21 protein-coding genes, 2 tRNA genes and 2 rRNA genes are annotated in these 21370 nt (G+C 30.1%); 21 read left to right on the forward strand and 4 right to left on the reverse strand.

Features of this window, described 5'->3' with window-relative positions:
- From D2A34_RS20520 to D2A34_RS20535, 4 genes are all read left to right on the forward strand, one after another.
- Positions 1 to 104: ribosomal RNA gene (locus tag D2A34_RS20520) — 23S ribosomal RNA — on the forward strand; the annotation flags it as partial.
- A gap of 68 nt (positions 105 to 172) precedes the next feature.
- A 5S ribosomal RNA gene (rrf, locus tag D2A34_RS20525) occupies positions 173 to 289 on the forward strand.
- A 5-nt stretch (positions 290 to 294) separates the two neighbouring features.
- Positions 295 to 370, forward strand: a tRNA-Phe gene (locus D2A34_RS20530).
- A gap of 4 nt (positions 371 to 374) precedes the next feature.
- Positions 375 to 449 (forward strand) — tRNA-Cys (locus D2A34_RS20535).
- Between the two features lie 70 nt (positions 450 to 519).
- Here the strand turns inward: D2A34_RS20535 and D2A34_RS20540 are convergent.
- Together D2A34_RS20540 and D2A34_RS20545 are read right to left on the reverse strand one after the other, a co-directional pair.
- The gene (locus D2A34_RS20540) at positions 520 to 1467 is read right to left on the reverse strand and encodes a magnesium transporter CorA family protein (protein WP_079442039.1); all 948 of its coding nucleotides are present in this window, start codon (positions 1465 to 1467) and stop codon (positions 520 to 522) included.
- 190 nt (positions 1468 to 1657) lie between these two features.
- The gene (locus D2A34_RS20545) at positions 1658 to 2818 is read right to left on the reverse strand and encodes a zinc-binding metallopeptidase family protein (protein WP_079442040.1); all 1161 of its coding nucleotides are present in this window, start codon (positions 2816 to 2818) and stop codon (positions 1658 to 1660) included.
- 437 nt (positions 2819 to 3255) lie between these two features.
- Here D2A34_RS20545 and D2A34_RS20550 point away from each other — a divergent pair, with 437 nt between their 5' ends.
- The 7 genes from D2A34_RS20550 to D2A34_RS20580 all read left to right on the forward strand — a co-directional run bounded on the left by D2A34_RS20550 (position 3256) and on the right by D2A34_RS20580 (position 6901).
- Positions 3256 to 3444 carry a sigma factor G inhibitor Gin gene (locus D2A34_RS20550; protein ID WP_079442041.1) on the forward strand — a complete coding sequence of 63 codons (189 nt, stop codon included), beginning with the start codon at positions 3256 to 3258 and terminating at the stop codon, positions 3442 to 3444.
- Between the two features lie 39 nt (positions 3445 to 3483).
- The gene (gene tmk / locus D2A34_RS20555) at positions 3484 to 4125 is read left to right on the forward strand and encodes a dTMP kinase (protein ID WP_079442042.1); all 642 of its coding nucleotides are present in this window, start codon (positions 3484 to 3486) and stop codon (positions 4123 to 4125) included.
- Between the two features lie 73 nt (positions 4126 to 4198).
- Positions 4199 to 4531 carry a cyclic-di-AMP receptor gene (locus D2A34_RS20560; protein WP_119367826.1) on the forward strand — a complete coding sequence of 111 codons (333 nt, stop codon included), beginning with the start codon at positions 4199 to 4201 and terminating at the stop codon, positions 4529 to 4531.
- Positions 4532 to 4550: 19 nt separating this feature from the next.
- On the forward strand, positions 4551 to 5483 hold the full coding sequence (locus D2A34_RS20565; protein ID WP_079442044.1) for a DNA polymerase III subunit delta': 933 nt from the start codon (positions 4551 to 4553) through the stop codon (positions 5481 to 5483).
- Positions 5484 to 5486: 3 nt separating this feature from the next.
- Positions 5487 to 6392 carry a PSP1 domain-containing protein gene (locus tag D2A34_RS20570; RefSeq protein ID WP_079442045.1) on the forward strand — a complete coding sequence of 302 codons (906 nt, stop codon included), beginning with the start codon at positions 5487 to 5489 and terminating at the stop codon, positions 6390 to 6392.
- Positions 6393 to 6403: 11 nt separating this feature from the next.
- A complete protein-coding gene (locus tag D2A34_RS20575) occupies positions 6404 to 6607 on the forward strand; it encodes a heavy-metal-associated domain-containing protein (protein WP_079442046.1) in 204 nt (67 codons plus the stop codon).
- 123 nt (positions 6608 to 6730) lie between these two features.
- Positions 6731 to 6901 (forward strand): DUF362 domain-containing protein, encoded by a 171-nt coding sequence (locus D2A34_RS20580; RefSeq protein WP_079442047.1) that lies wholly within the window; start codon positions 6731 to 6733, stop codon positions 6899 to 6901.
- Positions 6902 to 7202: 301 nt separating this feature from the next.
- Here the strand turns inward: D2A34_RS20580 and D2A34_RS20585 are convergent, their stop codons facing one another.
- The gene (locus D2A34_RS20585; RefSeq protein ID WP_119367827.1) at positions 7203 to 7841 is read right to left on the reverse strand and encodes an MBL fold metallo-hydrolase; all 639 of its coding nucleotides are present in this window, start codon (positions 7839 to 7841) and stop codon (positions 7203 to 7205) included.
- A gap of 185 nt (positions 7842 to 8026) precedes the next feature.
- Here D2A34_RS20585 and D2A34_RS20590 point away from each other — a divergent pair, with 185 nt between their 5' ends.
- From D2A34_RS20590 to trxB, 5 genes are all read left to right on the forward strand, one after another.
- Positions 8027 to 8488, forward strand: coding sequence for a CtsR family transcriptional regulator (locus D2A34_RS20590; protein ID WP_079442049.1), 462 nt, complete (start codon positions 8027 to 8029; stop codon positions 8486 to 8488).
- A 15-nt stretch (positions 8489 to 8503) separates the two neighbouring features.
- Positions 8504 to 9088 carry a UvrB/UvrC motif-containing protein gene (locus D2A34_RS20595; RefSeq protein ID WP_079442050.1) on the forward strand — a complete coding sequence of 195 codons (585 nt, stop codon included), beginning with the start codon at positions 8504 to 8506 and terminating at the stop codon, positions 9086 to 9088.
- A complete protein-coding gene (locus D2A34_RS20600) occupies positions 9081 to 10097 on the forward strand; it encodes a protein arginine kinase (protein ID WP_119367828.1) in 1017 nt (338 codons plus the stop codon). Before D2A34_RS20595 ends, D2A34_RS20600 begins: the two co-directional genes overlap by 8 nt.
- Before the next feature lie 25 nt (positions 10098 to 10122).
- Complete coding sequence (locus D2A34_RS20605; protein WP_079442052.1) at positions 10123 to 12591, forward strand: ATP-dependent Clp protease ATP-binding subunit; 2469 nt, start codon at positions 10123 to 10125, stop codon at positions 12589 to 12591.
- Positions 12592 to 12726: 135 nt separating this feature from the next.
- Positions 12727 to 13659, forward strand: a complete 933-nt coding sequence (trxB, locus tag D2A34_RS20610) for a thioredoxin-disulfide reductase (RefSeq protein WP_079442053.1) — start codon at positions 12727 to 12729, stop codon at positions 13657 to 13659.
- A gap of 93 nt (positions 13660 to 13752) precedes the next feature.
- On the opposite strand, the gene D2A34_RS20615 is transcribed toward trxB, so the two are convergent.
- Complete coding sequence (locus tag D2A34_RS20615; RefSeq protein WP_079442054.1) at positions 13753 to 13980, reverse strand: glutaredoxin family protein; 228 nt, start codon at positions 13978 to 13980, stop codon at positions 13753 to 13755.
- Positions 13981 to 14419: 439 nt separating this feature from the next.
- Here D2A34_RS20615 and radA point away from each other — a divergent pair, with 439 nt between their 5' ends.
- From radA to D2A34_RS20640, 5 genes are all read left to right on the forward strand, one after another.
- Entirely contained in the window at positions 14420 to 15796 is a 1377-nt protein-coding gene (gene radA, locus D2A34_RS20620; protein ID WP_079437612.1) for a DNA repair protein RadA, read from the forward strand.
- Between the two features lie 282 nt (positions 15797 to 16078).
- Positions 16079 to 17143: a DNA integrity scanning diadenylate cyclase DisA gene (gene disA, locus D2A34_RS20625; protein WP_079437613.1), complete on the forward strand. Its 1065-nt coding sequence runs from the start codon at positions 16079 to 16081 to the stop codon at positions 17141 to 17143.
- A 242-nt stretch (positions 17144 to 17385) separates the two neighbouring features.
- Positions 17386 to 18486 carry a PIN/TRAM domain-containing protein gene (locus D2A34_RS20630; RefSeq protein WP_079437614.1) on the forward strand — a complete coding sequence of 367 codons (1101 nt, stop codon included), beginning with the start codon at positions 17386 to 17388 and terminating at the stop codon, positions 18484 to 18486.
- Between the two features lie 20 nt (positions 18487 to 18506).
- Positions 18507 to 19181, forward strand: a complete 675-nt coding sequence (gene ispD, locus D2A34_RS20635) for a 2-C-methyl-D-erythritol 4-phosphate cytidylyltransferase (protein WP_079437615.1) — start codon at positions 18507 to 18509, stop codon at positions 19179 to 19181.
- Between the two features lie 467 nt (positions 19182 to 19648).
- Entirely contained in the window at positions 19649 to 21361 is a 1713-nt protein-coding gene (locus tag D2A34_RS20640) for a proline--tRNA ligase (RefSeq protein ID WP_079437616.1), read from the forward strand.
- Positions 21362 to 21370 lie beyond the last annotated feature (9 nt).

Consider the following 21370-nt stretch of genomic DNA (forward strand, 5'->3'; position numbering starts at 1 on the left):
TAAGCTAGTAAGACCCCTTGAAGACTACAAGGTTGATAGGTCAGAGGTGTAAGTATGGTAACATATTTAGCTGACTGATACTAATAGGTCGAGGGCTTGACCAATAAATAATCAAGTTGTAATACATCAAAATTTATATGCAATTTTGAAAGAACATAATTCTTTCAAAATATCTCGTGATGATGGCATAGAGGTAACACTCCTTCCCATTCCGAACAGGAAAGTTAAGGTCTATAACGCTGATGGTACTGCACGGGTGACTGTGTGGGAGAGTAGGAAGTTGCGAGGTAAGATGGCTCGATAGCTCAGTCGGTAGAGCAGAGGACTGAAAATCCTCGTGTCACTGGTTCGATTCCAGTTCGAGCCACCATAATGGCGCCATAGCCAAGTGGTAAGGCAGAGGTCTGCAAAACCTTTATTCCCCAGTTCAAATCTGGGTGGCGCCTCCAAAGAAACCTTGAAATTTATATTTCAAGGTTTTTTGTTATATATTGTTCACATGATAAAGAAAAGGATATGTTATTTAAACATATCCTTTTTATATAATATAAATGCAACTAGACCGCAAATTCCAAAGGTTAATCCCATAACTATAGGAAATCCGCTTGGATCATCTTCTGCAAAAGGCAATTTTAAATTCATTCCAAATATTCCACCAATAATAGTAGGAATAGCCATAAGTATTGTAACAGATGCAAGAACTTTCATTACGATATTCAAGTTATTAGATATTACAGATGCAAAGAAATCCATTGTACTAGCTAATATATTGCTATAAATTTCAGTCATTTCAATTGCTTGTTTATTTTCAATTATGACATCTTCTAAAACATCCTTATCTTCTTCATATTTTTGCATCAATTCTAATTTCAGCATTTTTTCTAAAGTAATTTCATTAGCCTTTAAAGATGTCGAGAAGTATACAAGAGATTTTTCTAGGGAATGCAATTGAATAAGTTCTCTATTTTTCATGGATTTATGAAGTCTTTTTTCAATCATTAAACTTTTCTTATCAATTTGTCTTAAATATAATAAATAATATGTTGATATTCTGTTTAATATTTGTAAAGTAAATCTTGATTTTTTAAATGTATAAAAGGATTTTATTTTGTCGTTGGCAAAATCGGTTAATATTTTGCTGTTTTTTAAGCATACGGTAATTAATTGTTTATCAGTATGTATTATTGCAAGAGGATAGGTATCATAGGTCAATGAGTTATCTTCCATTTCGGTAAATGGAATATCGACTATTATCAATAATGAATCATCCTCAATATCAATTCGAGAGGTTTCTTCATCATCTAAAGCTGCTTTCAAAAACTCGAGGGCAACTCCTGTCTTTTTAGATATTAATATTAATTCTTCATCAGATGGAGCAACTACATTTATCCAAGCGCCATTATCTATTGTATCTATTGATTTTAGGGTAGTATTAAATTCACTTTCACTTTTATATATTTGAATCAATTTATAGCACCTCCTAAGCGGTTCAACTAATATTATACTATTATATGATAGATTGTAAATATAAGTGTTTATGTATTAGTCATATTTGATATTGGCAAATATTTAAAGATATTTTTCAATGATAGGTGTTCATTGTAAAATAAAAAATAAATTCCCTTTAAAAATTATATTTTAAAGGGAATTTATTTCTTTATTTCTTTTTTGTATTGAAGAATTCGGATTTAACTTCATTAAGAAGAGCCTCGTTTTTGATTAAATCTACAGCAGTAAATGCAAGTGCAGCAGCAGCAATATTACATTGTTTTAGTGCAAATGAAGATACGGTCGCTTTGGCGAAATCTAGACTCCCATATTTAATGTTAGTATTATCTATAATGGAGATGTACGGATGAATACATGGAACTCTGTGGCTCACATCTCCAATGCTTAATCCAGCAAAAATATCCTTTGCAGGACAAATGTCAATTATTCCATTTTCTTTTAGGTTATGGCTAAAAAGTCTATTCAAGGTACGATTTGTGATTAACTCTTTGCTTGGAGCTTCGTATAGAAAAAATTTATTGGGTATATTAATTAACTTTGTTACATAATTTGCAATATCTTTTATTTTGTCATATGCATAATTGGCTATTTCTGTATTATAGGCTCGAATGCAGAGTTTTATTTCTGAGTCGGATGGCAATAATAGTGTAGTATATCCTCCATTTGATATGACTGAGTTTATTTCTAAGCTATCAGGAAATCCTTTTTTTATAGAATTTAAGATATTAAGTGTTAATAAAACAGCATCTAAGGATGTATAGGAATTTTTGTTTAAGAATGATAGTTTACGTTCACTCTCAAATTTAATACCTAAAGGAATGATTGCTGATGATGAGCCACTCTCACAAGTAGAGGTATCAGGGTGAGCTAACATTACTACATCAATGTCATCAAATACACCTTGATTAACCATAGTGGCTTTAGTTCCACCTAAATACTCGCCAGGACATCCAATTATTATTACTGATCCACCTATATCATCTATTATGTTTCCTAGAGCAAGAGTAGCTGAAACAGATATAGAAGTAACCATATTATGCCCAGTGATGTGTCCTTCATCAGTTATAGCATCATATTCACAAAGGTAACAAATTTTTGGATGGCCAACTCCCTTTTGTGCCATAAATGAGTTCTCGATATTTAAGAAATTTCTAGTAATTTCAAAATTATATTTATACAATAAATCGCAGATATGATTAGAAGCGTTGAATTCTTTATAACTTTCTTCAGGGTTTTCATATAAGTAAGTACATAAATTTTTAATATCATCATTACAGGTAGACAAAAATGAAATGATTTTTTGTTTCATAAATTTAATTTCTTACTCAAACATACAAAAGCAAATTACTAAATTTTATATATAGTACATGTTTTGCTTTGTTTTACAGTAAGTTCTCCTTTCTTATTTTTCTTTTTACTGTTAACATATTTATAGTTAGTTTAAAATGCATAAGTTCTACATAAATAAAATATTTTATATGTAATGATTGACACAAGCCATTAATTATCACATAAGTAAGTATGCAATGAGAGTTATGCTAAACATTAGATTTGAAAGCATAACATTTGTTAAACACCATTAATATGTTTACGTAATATAAATTTATTTCTCTATATATTATTGTTACCAGTAAATGAAAAAATATAAATTTAATAAAACAAATTATTTACCACTGGCAATTGTATTAAAAATAATTAATGTGGTAATAATTTTAGAAGTATTAGAAAATTAAGGGGGAATAGTATATGGAAAATTCAAATAAATTATGTTTCATGTGTGGTGCAATTGATAGTGATGGTATAATATTGAATGGGGAAATGATTTGTAGAGCATGCGAAGAAAAAATTGTAAGAACAAGCGCATCTGATCCGGAGTATGATGATTATAAGGATAAAGTTAAGGTTATTTTATTTGATGAGCATGCTAAATGTTAAATTATTTTACCTAGACATAATTTAAGGTAGGGATTCATAATGAAAAAAGGTTTATTTATAGTTTTTGAAGGTGGAGAGGGCACTGGAAAAACAACAGCAATTGATTCAATATATAATTGGATTATAGATAATAATTTGAATTGTATAAAGACTCGAGAACCTGGTGGAATTACAATATCTGAACAAATAAGACAAGTTGTATTAAGTAAAGAGAATAAGGCCATGGATGCTAGAACCGAAGCGTTACTTTACGCGGCAGCAAGAAGGCAGCATCTTGTGGAGAAAGTTATCCCAGCATTAGAGGAAGGTGCGATAGTTCTTTGCGATAGGTTTGTAGACTCCTCGCTAGCGTATCAGGGACATGCAAGGGATTTAGGTATTGAAGAAATTATGAGCATAAATAAATTTGCTATTGGAGAATATATGCCTGATATATCAGTTCTATTTGATCTTGATCCACAAATTGGATTAGAGAGAATTAGTAATAATGATTGCAGAGAAATTAATAGATTGGATTTAGAAAAATTAGATTTTCATCAAAGAGTTCGAGAAGGATATAACATTATTTTTGAAAATAATAAAGATAGAATCGTTAAAATAGATGCTAGTAAATCAAAAGAAAGTGTAATCGATCAAATAAAAAATATTTTAAAACCAAGAATTTGGACAAATATAAACTAACTAATAAAAAGGATATTATTTATGGTAAAATAATATATAATTAATTAGTATTATTTTAAGGGTGGTAATTATGATGAAATTGATAATTGCAATTGTTCAGGATGAGGATTCAAGTGATGTTATAGAGGTATTAACAGAAGAGAATTATAGAGTTACAAAATTAGCAACAACAGGTGGATTCCTTAAGTCTGGTAATACTACATTACTGGTAGGTGTTGAGGAAAAAAGGGTTGAGGTTGTTATTGATATCATAAAAAATATATGTAAGAAAAGAAAAGAAACTTTAGTTACACCTACTACCTTTGGTGGAAGTGAAGGCGGATATATGCAACAGTACCCTGTTCAGATTGATGTAGGGGGAGCTACTATATTTGTACTGGATGTAGATAAGTTTGTAAAAATATGATACCAGGGAGAGATAAGCGTTGAGAAAAATTATTGGGCATAAAAACATTATTGATAGTATACATAATAGAGCTTTGAATGACTCATTTTCTCATGCAAATTTAATAGTTGGAAATGATGGGATTGGAAAGAGTATAATAGCAAAGTGTATATCAAATCACATCATAAAGGATAAGAATGGAGTAGAAAGTGTAGATATAGTAAAGTATTACCCGTCTTCTAATTCTTTCGGTGTAGATGACGTCAGAAATATAATAAATGAAGTTAATAAAAAACCTTATGAAGGAGATAAAAAAGTATTAATATTATATAGGTGTGATAAACTGACTGTTCAAGCTCAAAATGCACTACTTAAAACTATTGAAGAGCCTCCACATGGGGTATACTTAATACTACTGAGTGATTCTTTAGAAATAATTTTAGATACTATAAAGTCAAGATGTCAAATATATAAACTAACCCCATTAAGTAAAGAAGAGATTTTAAATTATATTGATAACAACTATGCTGATTTAACTTTAGATGATAAAAAGTCTGCACTAGCATATAGTTCTGGTATTCCAGGAAAAGTAGATAAGTTTATAAACGATGAAAAACTGAAAAATTTAAGAGACATATGCATTGGTCTTTTTGAAGATATTTTAAAAAGAGAGCAAGGAATAGTTTTAAAATATGAAGAGTTACTTAAGAATTCAAAAGAAGATAAAGTAGAATTATTAAATATACTTTTATCATATATAAGAGATATTATGCTTTTTAAAGAATTAAATAACAATGAGCTTATTGTTAATTCTGATAAAGAATATAAAATAAAAGATATATCAAGAGGAATATCTTATAAAAAGTTAAATAGTATGTTAGAATACATAGAAGAAGCAAGAATAAATTTTAATAGTAATACAAACTATTCAATGACTGTAAGTGTACTGCTTATGGGATTTGCGGAGGTATAATTAATGATAAATGTTATAGGAGTAAGATTTAAAAAGGCAGGAAAAATTTATTATTTTAGCCCATCAGAATTGCCTATTAAAAAGGGAGATTATGCAATTGTAGAAACAGCTAGAGGTATAGAATTTGGTGAATGTGTTATTGGAATTAAGGGAATTAGGGAAGAGGATATAGTTTCACCATTAAAAAATGTTATCAGGATAGCTGATGAAAATGATATTAATAAACATAAAGAAAATAAAGAAAAGGAAAAAGAAGCATTAAATATATGTTTAGAAAAAATACAAGAACATAAATTGGATATGAAATTAATAGATGTAGAATATACATTTGATAACCATAAAGTTATATTTTATTTTACAGCGGATGGCAGAGTTGACTTTAGAGAGCTGGTTAAAGATTTAGCCACTATATTTAAGACTAGAATAGAACTAAGGCAAATAGGAGTTAGGGATGAAGCCAAAATGGTCGGTGGCCTTGGACCTTGTGGAAGATCAATGTGTTGTTCAACTTTTTTAGGTGACTTTGCATCAGTATCAATAAAGATGGCAAAAGAGCAGAACCTTTCGCTAAATCCAACTAAGATATCTGGAATATGTGGAAGATTAATGTGTTGTCTAAATTATGAGCAAACTACATATGAGGGTATTAGGAAAAGGTTACCTAAGGTCGGTTCCATAGTTAAGACGGATACTGGAAATGGAGAAGTTATTGGAAATTCAATAGTCAAAGAAATTGTCAAGGTTAAAGTTAGGAGAGGAGACGAAGAGGTAGTCGAAGAATTTAAGATAACAGATGTAGAACTTGTTTCAGGAAAATATGAAGATACAATTGATGAAAATAATATTAAATTAATTGTTGACTCTGAAGAAGATAAGAAATTATTAAAGAATCTTATTAATGAGGAATAGGAGGGATTTCTATGAAATCTGTTATTAAGATTTGTAATATGGAATCTCAAAATGATGCCAAAATAATTCAAGATGTGATTGTCACTAATTCAGGGGTGATAGCTACAGAGATATCTTTAGTAAAGAAAGAAATAACTGTTATATATAATGATAGTTTTTTTAATATCCAGAAAACGATCAATTATATAGAGGACTTGGGTTATATAGTTATTTAATCCCAATATATAATAGTAATTTTAAAAAATAAAATGCCTATATAACAAAAGACTTTAAAAACATCAGAATACATGTTAAAATGTAAGAGGTTAATTACCACAATTTATTAGGAGGTGTTCTAGATGGCATTTGTTATTAATGATTCATGTGTTAGCTGTGGAGCATGCGCTGGAGAATGTCCAGTTAGTGCTATAACTCAAGGAGATACTCTATTCGTTATCGATGCAGATTCTTGTATCGATTGTGGAAACTGTGCTAATGTTTGTCCAGTAGGAGCTCCAAACCAAGAGTAATAGAAAAGAGAGATCGTCTTATGACGGTCTTTTTTTTATTCTTTAGGAAATTATAATAAAGTAAAATCTGTGAATAACTTTTGATAGTAGCAGAGACACACAGTCTGCGAAGCAGATTTTTTTATTTATAAAATGGTATGTATTTATAAAATGATAAAATGATAAAATAAGTTTATATAAACTTATATTCAAATAATTATAGTATAAGCAATTAAGCAATAGGTAGAACTTTAATTTATTTGGCTGATACATAAATTATTTTTGTTATATAAGATCTTTGATGTGATAAAATAACTTTTAACTATGGAAGAGTTAATAATATACAATTGGTTTTCAAGTCTGAGCCTAATTCAGTGGTATCTAATATATTGGAGTGTACTTTCTTTATATTTTTCATTGATATGATAAAATTTTTAGGGTCATCTAAGTAGAGAGAGGTTTTATTTGTTTTATAGTGCATAGGGATTATGTATTTAGGAGAAATCAATTTACAAAGTTTTGCAGCTTCATGTCCGTTTAAGGTAAAGTGTCCACCTATAGGTATGAATAAAATATCAATATTTTTTAATTTTTCTAATATTGATACGCAGGGAATATGCCCTAAATCGCCTAAGTGACATAAGGAATATTTATTGTCATTAAATATATAAATAATATTAGGTCCTCTTTTTAAGCCATTATATTTATCATGAAATGAATTTATACCTTCCACCTTAATGAAATTAATATCAAATTCTCCAGTTTCATTAATAACTTTAGTTTTAAGATTTAAGTCGTTTATATATGAACTATCAAAATGATTATTGCTAATAGTAATTAAATCACATTTTGGAAAATTATTATCATATCCTAAGCTGCTATCAAATGGGTCAATTAAAATTCTCTTTCCCATGGATGTTTTTATAAGAAAACATGAATGTCCGTACCAAGTTATTTGCATAAAAAACCTCCATAAATTAATTTTACTAATAAGTCCATACGCCTATTAATATATATTATTAACAGATAAAACTAGAAATAATCATAAACTTATATTGATGCTTTAAAAAGCAAAAAAGATATAGTATAATAGTATAAAGTCAAAGTAAGTCAAAAACAAAAATAAAAGTTTAAGCAGGTGATGTTATGGCAAGACTTTCAGATATAATAGAAGAATTTATAAAACAAATGTTTAATGAAAATGCAGATACAGATAATGTAGTTTTTATACAAAGAAATGAATTGGCAGATCAGTTTAGATGTGCACCATCTCAGATCAATTATGTGTTAACAACTAGATTTACTTATGAAAGAGGATACTTAATTGAAAGTAAAAGAGGTGGAGGTGGTCATATAGCTATTAAGCAATTAGAATACGACAACTCCAATCAAAGAGAGGAAATAATAAATCAAAGTATAGGCGATACAATAACATATCATAATGCTCATGCTTTATTAAATCATTTATTTGAATCAGGAGTCATCGAAGAACGAGAATGCGAAGTAATGAAAATCGCAATAAATGATAGAAGTTTGGCTTCAGCAGATAATAAAAATAAATTAAGAGCTGATATTTTAAAAGCAATGATTATGGTAATTTTATCTTAAAAGGTGGGGATATACATGTTGTGTGAAAAATGTGGAAAAAATGATGCAAAAGTAAATTTAATTACAGTGATGAATGGACAGAAGCATGAGGTTTGGTTATGTGAAAATTGTGTAAAGGACATAGCAAATATTCCTTTTTTAAATTCTATGGCTCAAAATATTAATTTCCCGCTTCAAGGAATGTTAACAGAAATGTTATCTAATACTGAGAGTAATAAAAGTAGTATTGATAATAATAAAATAAAGGAAATAGTTTGTTCAAGTTGTGGATTAACCTACAATGAATTTAAAAGATCTGGAAAGCTAGGGTGTTCTGATTGCTACAAAGATTTCAAAGTTGTACTTGAACCAAGAATAAAGAGCTTGCAGGCTGGAGTAAAACATGTAGGCAAGATTCCAAAGGTAAAAGGAAGAGAATTAGTTCAAAAACGAAGGCTAAAGGATTTAAAAGAAGAAATGCAGAAATTAATTATAGATGAAGAATATGAAAGAGCAGCGATTGTACGAGATGAGATTAAGAAGCTAGAATTATATATATTAGAACGAAATAATGCTGCTAATGTCCTTCAAAGTGTAAAGGAGGAGAATTGCAATGAATAGCTGGACTGATAATAAGGATGAAGATAATGGAATTGTATTGAGTAGCAAAATATTATTAGCTAGAAATTTTAGTGATTTACCTTTTCCAAATAAATTAAACTATATAAAAGGCAGAGATAATGGCAAGAATATATATAATGTTCTCAAAGATGAACTAATTAATGAAGAAATTACATTGCATGAGATTTGGAATACAAAAGAGGATTTTAGTAAACACTATTTAGAAAAGGACTTAATAAGTGAAGAGCTTCTTAAGAATTCAGATAAAGGGTCATTTATTATTAATAAAGAAGAAACTTTAAGTATTATGGTGAATGCTAGAGATCATATTAATCTTCAGTATGTAAGTCAAGGGCTGAATTTAGAGGAAGCGTTTAAAATTGCAACAAATGTTGACGACAAAATAGAAAAAAACTTTGATTATGCATTTGATGAGACTTTAGGCTATTTAACAACATCACCAGAAAATATTGGAACAGGATTGAAAGCATCAGTAATACTTCATTTACCAGCGCTTGCAATGAGTGAAGAAATTAAAAATGTTTCAAAAAGTATTGGTAAGATTGGAATTACAATAAAGAGCATCTATTTGGATGGTACAAAAGGTTATGGCAATTTATATAGAGTAAGCAACAAAACAACATTAGGTTTATCTGAGGAAAATATTATAAATAAATTGAAAGAGGCCGTTTTAGATTTAATTGGTGAAGAAAATAAGTTTAGGGAAATATTACTTAATAAATGCAGATATGAATTAGAAGATAGAGTATACAGAGCATATGGAATATTAAAGTCTGCAATTCTTTTGGATCCGAAGGAAACAATCGATTTATTATCTAGTGTTAGATTAGGATCAGAATTATCACTTATAGATGTTGAAAAAAATAAATTGGATAAATTATTTATACTTGCAAATAATTCATCACTTCAAAATCATTTGGGAAGATCCTTAGATGAAAAGGAAAGTAAGTATGAAAGAGCAAAAATCGTAAAGGAAATATTGACATGACGAAAAGATAGGAGGTTTGAAAGATATGGAATACAATAAATTAACAGAAAGGGCTCAAGCGGTAATTCTAGAGGCTGAAAATGAATCTGAAAAGTTTAAGCACGGTTACGTTGGAACCGAACATATGCTTCTAGGTATTTTAAAAGAAGACGGATATTCAGCCAAATTGCTAAAAAAGCATGGTGTTGATAGTGATAAAATTAGAACGATGATACAAAGATATTTGGGTTATGGAGATATTAAGAGAACAGATGATAATATTTTATTAACACCAAGAACAAAAAGATTAGTAGATGAAAGTTTTGCGGCAGCTAAGAAGTTAAATCATAAATATGTAAGCCCGGAACATATCCTATTAGCATTACTTAATCAAGAAGAAGGAATGGCTTATACAATTCTGAAGAGTTTAAATATAAATTTTGCAGTCATAAGTGAGGAATTAGTTGTATTTTTATCTGGCAATTATGAAGATAAAGTAAGTGACAAAAGTACTATGGATAATAAAAAGGCCAATACACCTATGCTTGATAAGTATGGTAGAGATTTAACAGCTTTATCTAGAGAAGGCGGATTAGATCCTGTGATTGGAAGAGATAATGAGACACAAAGATTGCTAGAAATTCTTTGCCGAAGAATAAAAAATAATCCATGTTTAATAGGTGAACCAGGAGTTGGTAAGACTGCTGTAGTTGAGGGGTTAGCTCAGCGAATAGTTGAAGGAAATATTCCTGAAATATTAAAAAATAAGAGAGTTGTTTCTTTAGATTTAACATCGATGATAGCAGGTGCAAAATATAGAGGAGAATTTGAAGAAAGACTTAAAAAAACAATGGAAGAAATAGTTAGGGATAAAAACATTATTATTTTCATTGATGAAATTCATACAATAATAGGTGCCGGAGGAGCAGAAGGTGCTATTGATGCTTCAAATATATTAAAGCCAGCTTTAGCAAGAGGAGAAATTCAATGCATTGGTGCTACAACAATTGATGAATACAGAAAGTATATAGAAAAGGATTCTGCTCTTGAAAGAAGATTTCAGCCAATAACGGTAGGAGAGCCTACTAAAGAAGAGACGTTAGAAATTTTAAAAGGATTAAGGGATAAGTATGAAGCCCATCATAGAGTTGAGATTACAGATGAAGCACTAGAAGCGGCTGTAAATTTATCAGATAGATATATAACAGATAGATTTATGCCAGATAAAGCTATTGATTTAATTGATGAAGGAGCAGCAAAGGTAAGAATACAAAATTTAACAGCACCACCAGATTTAAAGGATTTAGAAGAGAAGATTGAGAATATAAGTAAAGAAAAAGAAGAAGCTATAAGAGTCCAAGATTTTGAGAGAGCAGCAAATCTAAGGGATAAAGAAAGAACTTTAAAAGATAAATTAAGTAATATGAAGAATAATTGGGATACTCAGAACTCAATTAAATTACTAGTTGTAGATGCAGAAAAAATAGCTAACGTAGTATCATCATGGACAAAGATTCCAATTCAAAAGTTAACAGAATCTGAGAGTGAGAGATTGTTAAACCTTGAGAACATACTTCACAAAAGAGTTGTTGGGCAAAATGAGGCAGTGAAGTCTATTGCTAGAGCAGTAAGAAGAGCAAGAGTTGGAATAAAGGACCCTAGTAGACCGATTGGAAGTTTTATATTCTTGGGACCGACTGGAGTTGGTAAAACAGAACTTTCTAAGGCACTTGCAGAAGCAATGTTTGGTAATGAGAATAACATTATAAGGGTTGACATGTCCGAGTATATGGAAAGTCATTCTGTATCTAGATTAATAGGATCTCCACCAGGTTATGTAGGATATGAAGATGGAGGTCAGCTTACAGAGGCTGTTAGAAGAAAGCCGTATTCAATAGTGCTTTTAGATGAGATTGAGAAAGCAAATCCAGAAGTGTTCAATATATTACTTCAAATTATGGAAGATGGTAGACTTACTGACGGAAAGGGTAAGATTGTTAATTTCAAGAATACAATTATAATAATGACTTCAAACGTTGGAGCGCATCAAATAAAAAAGCAGAAGAGTATAGGATTTAACACAACTAGCGCTGGCGATGAAACCGAGTATGAAAAAATGAAAGAAAACATATTAGGTGAGTTAAAGCAAAAATTCAGACCAGAGTTCTTAAATAGAATAGATGATACTATAGTATTCCACAAATTAAGTGATGAAGATTTAAATCAAATTGTAGATTTAATGCTTGATTCTATAAGGAAAAGGCTTGAAGCAAGAGAAATATACTTGGAGTTTCAAGATGACAGTAGAAAATTCTTATTGAGTAAGGGTATTGATCTTGATTATGGTGCAAGGCCATTAAGAAGGCTCATTATAAAAGAAATAGAAGATAGATTAAGCGAAGAAATTTTACAGGGAAATATTAAAATTGGAGATAGAGTAAAAGTTAGTGAATCAGAAAATATACTTGTATTTAAAAGGTTAGTTGAAAGTAATTTAGAAATGAATAAAAATTGATCAAATATAATGAGCTGTTTCAGAGCATAAGATAACGAGAATATTGAAGCAGCTCATTTTATTAAATATTATTATAAATAAGTTATATGTTATAATTTATTTATGATATGTATTGAGAATAGGAGAAAGATTAAAATGAGTAAAGAGAAAAGGAATTTAGACTTAATCATAATTGGTGGAGGTCCAGCAGGACTCACAGCGGCAATGTATGCAGGAAGGGCTAAATTAAATGTATTACTATTAGAAAATGAGATTGTAGGTGGGCAAGTTCGAAATAGTTATACAATAGAGAATTATCCAGGATTTAAAAGTATAGATGGTGGAGATTTAGCAGATATATTTCAAGAGCAGGCAAGAGAACTTGGAGCTATAATTGATGAATTTGATTCAATTCAAAATATAGATATATCAGATGATAAAAAGACAATTGAGACTGAATCATATATATATGAACCTAAAGCAGTGATAGTTGCAACAGGAGCAGCCCCTAAAAAGTTACCTATCCCACAAGAAAGCGAATTTTCAGGAAGAGGAATACACTATTGTGCAATTTGTGATGGAGCAATTTATCAGGGGAAAAGGGTAGCTGTTGTGGGAGGTGGAAATTCGGCTTTAGAGGAATCGATATTCTTAACTAGATTTGCTGAAAAAGTATATTTAATAAGAAGATATGATTATTTTAAAGGTGAACAGGCATTAATAGATGAAGTATTCAATCATCCTAAAATAGAAGTACTGTTGAATGAAGATTTGATAGAAGCAAGTGGAAATGAGTTTTTGCAATCAGTAACTATTAAGAATACGAAAACACAAGAAGTTCGCAGTTTGGAGATGAATGCAGTTTTTGGGTGCATTGGAACTGAGCCAAGAACTGAATTTATAAAAGATTATCTAAACTTAAATGCTCAAGGGTATATAATAGCGGATGAAGATATGCAAACAAACATTAAAGGTGTATATGCTGCAGGAGATGTTAGACAGAAGAGATACAGGCAAATAACAACTGCTGTTGCAGATGGTACAATTGCATTACTAAATGCTGAGAAATATATATTAAATAAGAAATAATAGAGTTAATAATGTAATTATATATAAAGATATAATTTAAAAGAAATATTTAGATACTATAAAAAAATAAAGAGGCGAAATATCGCCTCTCAATTACTTGCCTAGAGCCTTTAAAATAGCAGTTTTATCGAATCCTATAATAATATTATTATCAATATCAAGAACAGGAACACCCATTTGCTTAGATTTACTTATCATTTCTTCTCTAGCGTTCATGTCATCTTGAACATTTAGTTCTTCAAACTCAATATTTTCTGATCTAAGATAATTTTTTGCTTTAACACACCAAGGACAACTATTGGTAGTATATACCTTTACCATAAATATGCCTCCTTAATTAATAGTTATTATTGTTTAATAATATTATAATATAAAAAATATATATCAGCAATATTGTTTCATTAAATAATATTACTATATCATATTATAATTGCATAAGTTAGAGTTAATACATAATCATTAAATTCATTTTTAAAGTAAGTGTGAGTAAATGCCATATTGTAATGAAATTTGAATTATAGTTAATTTTTATTCAGAGATATTATTAATATAACTTATATTTACTATAGGCTATCGACTTATTTTATTACTAAAAATAGTTTTTGCAACAATTAATTAAATATGCTAAGAAACAAGAAGTATATAATATAATAATAAGCATTAAATACAAAGATACCCAAAATTTTAATATATGAGTTAGTAAATCTAAATGGAATAAATATTTAAATACTATCTTCTTAAATAGTAGAAAGGACTACTTATGAAAAAGAAAACATTGTACAGATGTGCCAGCTGTGGCTTTGAGAGTATTAAATGGTTAGGAAAGTGCCCGACGTGTAGCCAGTGGAATACACTTGAGGAAATTTCTATTGAATTAAAAAATGCTGGAACTAGAGCGAGACAAACATCTAAAAAACCTATAAAAAAACTATTTGAAATAGTTTCAAATAAAAATGATAGAATAATTACAGGTATAAATGAATTTGATAGAGTAATGGGTGGAGGAATTGTAAAGGACTCAATCTCAATCATAACAGCCAGACCAGGTGCAGGAAAATCAACATTACTACTTCAAATTTCAGATGCAGTGGCACAAAGGGGTTATAAAGTAATCTATGCATCCGGAGAAGAAAGTGACAGTCAAATAAAAAATAGAGCTGATAGGATTCTAAAAAAAATTCATGAAAGTATATGGGTATTACAGGAGACAAGTCTGGATAATGTTTTGGATGCAGTTGAGGAAATAGATCCAGATATAGTAATCATTGATAGTATTCAGACATTTACAATGGAATCGTCATTGCCAGCTAGAGCAGGGTCTCCAACACAAACTATGGAATGTGCTAATGCATTACTTCAGATTGCTAAAAATGAAAAGAGGCCTAGGGTTGTTATTATAGTTGGACAGATGACTAAAAGTGATGAGCTAGCAGGTCTAAGAGCGCTAGAACATTTAGTTGATACAGTGCTTATAATAGAGGATGATAATGATGAAGAGTTACGTGTGCTTGTAAGCTCTAAAAATAGATTTGGCGGTATTGAAAATGGATTTTTTCAAATGTGCGAGAGAGGTATAATTTCAATAGATAATCCATCGGAGTTTTTTATGACAAAGCGTGAGGAAGGTGAAATTGTATCTGGAAGTGCATTAACCGTGATCAAAGAAGGAACGAGGTCGATCATTACAGAGATAGAGAGTCTAGTTTCAAAAAGTTTTACACCATATCCAACGCGTATAGGCGAAACGCTGGGGAAAGATAAGTTGAACACATTAATATCGATATTAGAGCAGCGTGGAGGAATTAGCCTTTACGATAAAAATGTTATCATCAAAACTACCGGAGGTATGAAAATAAGAGAACAAGGCATTAACTTAGCTGTAATAATGAGTATTGTATCGTCTGTAAAGCAGCAAGGCATTGAATCGAACATTGCATTTATAGGTGATGTAGGGTTAACTGGAGAATTAAAGAAAGTACCATCGTTAGAAAGTAGAGTTAAGGAACTTGAGAGAATGGGATTCAAAAAAGTATATGTGCCAAAGGGTTCTTTTCTAAAAGAAAACAAACTAAAAAAAATAGAAATAATTGAATTAAAAACTTTAATTGATGTAATAAAACATATATATAATAATTAAAATAGTGTATATGATTGATATAATTTTTAGACCTCATTTATAAGTGCTTTTCTACAAAAACATATATTATAACTTATATTTCATAAATATTATTGAGAGATTATAGTTATTATAGTATTATAGTTTTTAGAGATTAAACTTTAAATTTTGGGTTTTAAGGAATTAATTATTAGGTAACTCTAAAATTAAATATAACAGCATAGAATTTTAATTTATATATTTAAGTAGATAATATAATTAACGACAAATAATAAATAAGATTTTTAGGAAATGGGTGAGTGTATGAGAATAGAAAAGGGAATAGGAATAAAAAATGTCTTAAAGATAATGTGCCCAGGCACTCAACTAAGGGAAGGTCTTGAAAATATATTAAGAGCTAAAACAGGAGGGTTGCTAGTTATAGGTGATGACGAGGAAGTGATGAAACTCGTGGATGGTGGATTTTATATAAACGCAGAATATACTCCATCCTACGCATACGAACTAGCTAAAATGGATGGAGCTATTGTAATAACAGGTGATTTGAAAAGGATAGTTTGTGCTAATGCTCAGCTAATCCCAGATTCGTCTATTCCAACCTATGAGACAGGAACTAGGCATCGGACGGCTCATAGAGTAGCAAAGCAAACTAATAATATTGTAATTGCGATCTCACAAAGAAGAAATATAATAACTATGTACAAAGGTGATATAAAGTATGTATTAAGAGAAAGCAGTGTAATTTTAGGAAAGGCTAATCAAGCTCTTCAAACATTAGAGAAATATGTGTCTGTGCTCGAGCGTGTTATTAATAATCTAAATTTACTGGAGTTTCAGGATTTAACAACCCTTTTTGATGTTGTCACTGCTATTCAAAGAACAGAAATGGTAATGAGAATAGTAGAAGAAATTAATATGTATATTTTAGAACTTGGTAATGAAGGAAGACTAATATCCATGCAGCTTAATGAATTAGTTAAACACATAGAACGTGATGGAATATTATTAATAAGAGATTACTGTAAAGATGGATTACAGTATGGTGATGTATATGAACATATTCAAAAGTTAAATTCATCAGAGTTATTAGATTTAGATGCAATTTCCAGGGCGTTAGGACACGGAGGAACTTCTCTTATGGATACACTAATCTCTCCTAAGGGGTATAGAGTTTTGAGTAAAGTGCCTAGAATACCATCAAATGTTATTGATAATCTGATAAAGGAATTTAAAGAATTAAGTAATATAATAGATGCAGATATAAGTGACTTAGACAATGTTGAAGGAATTGGAGAAGCCAGAGCTACAGCTATTAAGGATGGATTAAAGCGAATCAAGGAGCAGGTGTCACTAAAAAAAGAAATATAAGAATAAAAAACTGTCTTAGAATAAAAGTTGATTACAAATAGAAGAGAATAGTTCTGTTTTAATTAAGCATAAACATATTTTGAGTCAGTCTTTTTGCATATGTATGAATTTATTAAGTAAACTTAATAAATTATTCATTTTAGATGAAGTTATTGTATGCTATAATTAATAATACAGAGAAAATATTAAGAATATGATTAAAATAACACAACTATGTAAATAATTAGAAGGAGGTGAAGTATGTGTTAAAAAAAATATTAAGGGGAATTTTCTCGGTAATTGGGTTGATAGTAGGATATTTTATATCTGAAATATTACTTACAATCCCTCAAATTGCTAGTTTAGCCTACCTTTCAACGACTATGGCTAGAGTTGCATTCGTTATTATTATATCTTTTATTTTTGGACTTATATTATATATTATTTCTCCCATTATATATAAAGGTATTTCTAATCTGATTGAATATATTGAAAAAAGCATGCAAAAAATGAGCATAACAGAAATAATTTATGGAACTATAGGGGCCATTATTAGTTTAGTTCTTATGACATTTATTGCAAAGCCAATTAATGATATTAGTATAATAGGACCGATATTATTGATTCTATTAAATATTTTAGCAGCTATAATAGGTGCAGAGATAATGATTAAGAAAAAAGAAGATATAACGGCACTTCTGGTTAATATTAAGAAACCTGTAATAAGAGAAAAGAAGGCTAAGGACACAATAAAGGACTCTACTATAGGAATTCCAAAAGTGTTGGATACGTCAGTTATAATTGATGGGAGAATATTTGATATTTGTGAAACAGGATTTATTGAAGGACCACTAGTTATACCTAATTTTGTGTTGGATGAATTGAGACATATCTCAGATTCTTCGGATTCTTTAAAAAGAAATAGAGGAAGAAGAGGATTAGATATATTAAATAAAATACAAAAGGAATTATCAATAGAAACTCAGATCGTAGATGATGATTTTCCTAAAATTGCAGAAGTTGATGCAAAACTATTAAAACTTGCTCAAAAGATAGAAGGGAAAGTTATAACTAATGATTATAACTTAAATAAAGTGGCTGAGTTTCAAGGGGTTCCAGTACTAAATATAAACGAACTATCAAATGCTATCAAGCCTGTTGTATTACCAGGAGAAGAGATGAAAATTGATATAGTTAAGGATGGAAAAGAATCAAGCCAAGGGGTAGCTTATTTAGAAGACGGAACTATGATTGTTGTAGAAAGTGGAAGAAAATATATAGGACAAACAACGGATGTTATAGTTACGTCAGTACTGCAGACTGCAGCAGGAAGAATGATTTTTGCAAAACCAAAAGATAATTAAAATTAAGGAGATTTTTCTATATGGTAAGTGCTATAGTGTTAGCTGGAGGAAAAGGAAAAAGGATGGGATGTTCTCAGAGCAAGCAGTATATTGACTTAGATGGAAAGCCTATTATTTATTACACATTAAAGCAATTTATCAAAAATAAATCAATAGACAACATTGTTTTAGTTATTCCAGAAGAAGAGAAGGATTACTGTAAAGATGAAGTGTTGGATAGATATGGATTAGTAGTTGATAAGATAGTATTTGGAGGTAATGAAAGACAGGAGTCTGTGTATAAGGCTTTAATTGAAATGGAAAACACCAATATTGTATTAATACATGATGGAGCGAGACCATTTGTATCAGAGCGAATAATAAATGATGCAATTAAGTATGCAACTCTTTATAAGGCAGCAGCACCTGGGGTGGTTCCAAAGGATACTATAAAAATTAGAGGTGAAGATAACTTTTCAATAAAAACATTAGATAGAAATAATCTTATAGCAATTCAAACGCCTCAAGCTTTTGATTTTAAGTTGATATGCAAATGTCATAAGGAAGTTAAAGAAAAGAATATTATGGTTACTGATGATACCAGCGTGGTAGAAGCTTTGGGTAATAAAGTTTACATTTATGAAGGGGATTACACGAATATAAAGATAACGACCCCTGAAGATTTAGCTCTGGCTGAATATCTAGTGAAAAAATAGTATAGATATATTATATTGACAGGTGAAATCCAAGAAGTTATAATATATTAAAATAAAATCAAAAGTATAAAGCGATGACGAAGAATAGTAGAAGTCGACCGTTAAGAGAAAAAGTCCATAGGCTGAAAGACTTTTAATAGACTTTGAACCAGCTTTAGAGTATAGGTAAAAACTATCGGTATAACACCGTTATCATTATTAGAGAACAAATTTAGGTGGTACCGCGAGAGAAGTTCGCCCTAATGCATGCATTAGGGCGAACTTTTTAGTTTTAAGACTATTTCATAAAACTTGTGGTTTTCAAATGCAAAACTGATATTGTTTTTTGAATTATATATTTTTTAGTGCACAATCAGTTAAAAACTTACTTGTCATTTAAAGAATATTTTAATTTTAGAAAAGTTTATTCTGTTTTATGTAGTTAGTTTGGATATAATAAAAACAAGATTTTTAGGAGGAAATATAAAATGAAGATGTCTAACATGTTAATATCAACATTAAGAGAAGTGCCAGCAGAGGCGGAAATCGATAGCCATAAGCTGATGTTAAGAGCAGGGATGATAAAAAAAATGGCGGCAGGAATATATAATTACATGCCACTTGGATTAAAGGTTTTAAAGAATGTAGAAAATATAATTAGAGAAGAAATGAATGGCGCAGGAGCTCAAGAATTTTTAGCATCAGCAATGATACCAGCTGAATTATGGCAGGAATCAGGTAGATGGGATGCATATGGGGCAGAGATGTTTAGATTAAAAGATAGAGGAGAAAGAGATTTTTGCTTAGGACCTACTCATGAAGAAGTATTTACCGACATAGCAAGAAATGAGATAAAATCATATAAACAATTACCACTTAATTTATACCAAATTCAGACTAAGTATAGAGATGAGCGTAGGCCAAGATTTGGAGTAATGAGATCTAGAGAGTTTATCATGAAAGATGCATATAGCTTTGATAAGGATCAAGAAGGATTAGATTTGGCATATGATAAAATGCATGATGCTTATGTTAAGATATTTAATAGATGTGGCTTAGATGCGAAGTGTGTTGCTGCAGATTCGGGTGCAATTGGTGGTTCTAATTCGGCAGAGTTTATGGTTAAATCAGAAGTTGGAGAAGATGATGTAGTATTCTGCAGTAAATGTGATTATGCAGCAAATATTGAAAAAGCTCATTCTCCAGCAGAGAAAGAAGAAAAACAAGAATTTAAAGAAGTGAATAAGGTTGAAACACCAAATGTGAAAACTATCGATGAGCTAGTTAAATTCTTTAATACTAACGAGAAGAGGTTCGCTAAAACTATTTTATTTAATGCAGATGGAAAAATTGTTGCAGTTATGGTAAGAGGGGATAGGGAAATTAATGAGGTTAAAATAAGTAATGCGATTGGTGAGATTACTAGCTTAGAGCTTGCAAATAGTGAAGAGGTTAGAATAGCAACAGGAGCTGATGTGGGGTTTGCTGGACCAAAAGGTATAAAAGTTGATATGCTATTAGTTGATGAAGAGATAGCTAATATGTATAACTTTATTGTTGGGGCGAATGAAACAGGATATCACTTTGAAAATATAAACTATGGAAGAGATTTTGAAGGTATAATCGGTGATTATAGAAATGTAACAGAAGGAGAAAAGTGTCCAGTCTGCGGTGGGAAAGTTACTATTGCAAGAGGAACAGAAGTAGGTCATATATTTAAACTTGGAACTAAATATTCAGAAGCTATGAATGCCAATTTTATAGATGAAGGTGGAAAAGAGAAACCATTTATAATGGGGTGCTATGGTATTGGAGTTACAAGAACAATGGCGTCTATAATTGAGCAGCATCATGATGATAATGGCATAATATGGCCATTAGCTGTAGCTCCATATCATGTTTCAGTAATTCCGGTAAATATCAAAGATGAAGAACAAGTTAGAGTTGCAAATGAACTTTATAATAACTTGATAAGTATGGAAGTAGAAGCTCTTTTAGATGATAGAAATGAAAGAGCGGGAGTAAAGTTTAAGGATTCAGAATTAATGGGGATACCAATGAGAATAACTGTAGGTAAAAAGATAGGTGAAGGGGAAGTTGAATTTAAACTTAGAGATAGTGATATGGAAGTAGTCAAAATAGATGAGGTTTGTAATATAATAAAGAATGAATTTGAAAAAAATAATATTAAGCTTAAATAACTTTTAGGA

It is taken from the genome of Clostridium chromiireducens (assembly GCF_003575225.1).
GTDB lineage: Bacteria > Bacillota > Clostridia > Clostridiales > Clostridiaceae > Clostridium > Clostridium chromiireducens.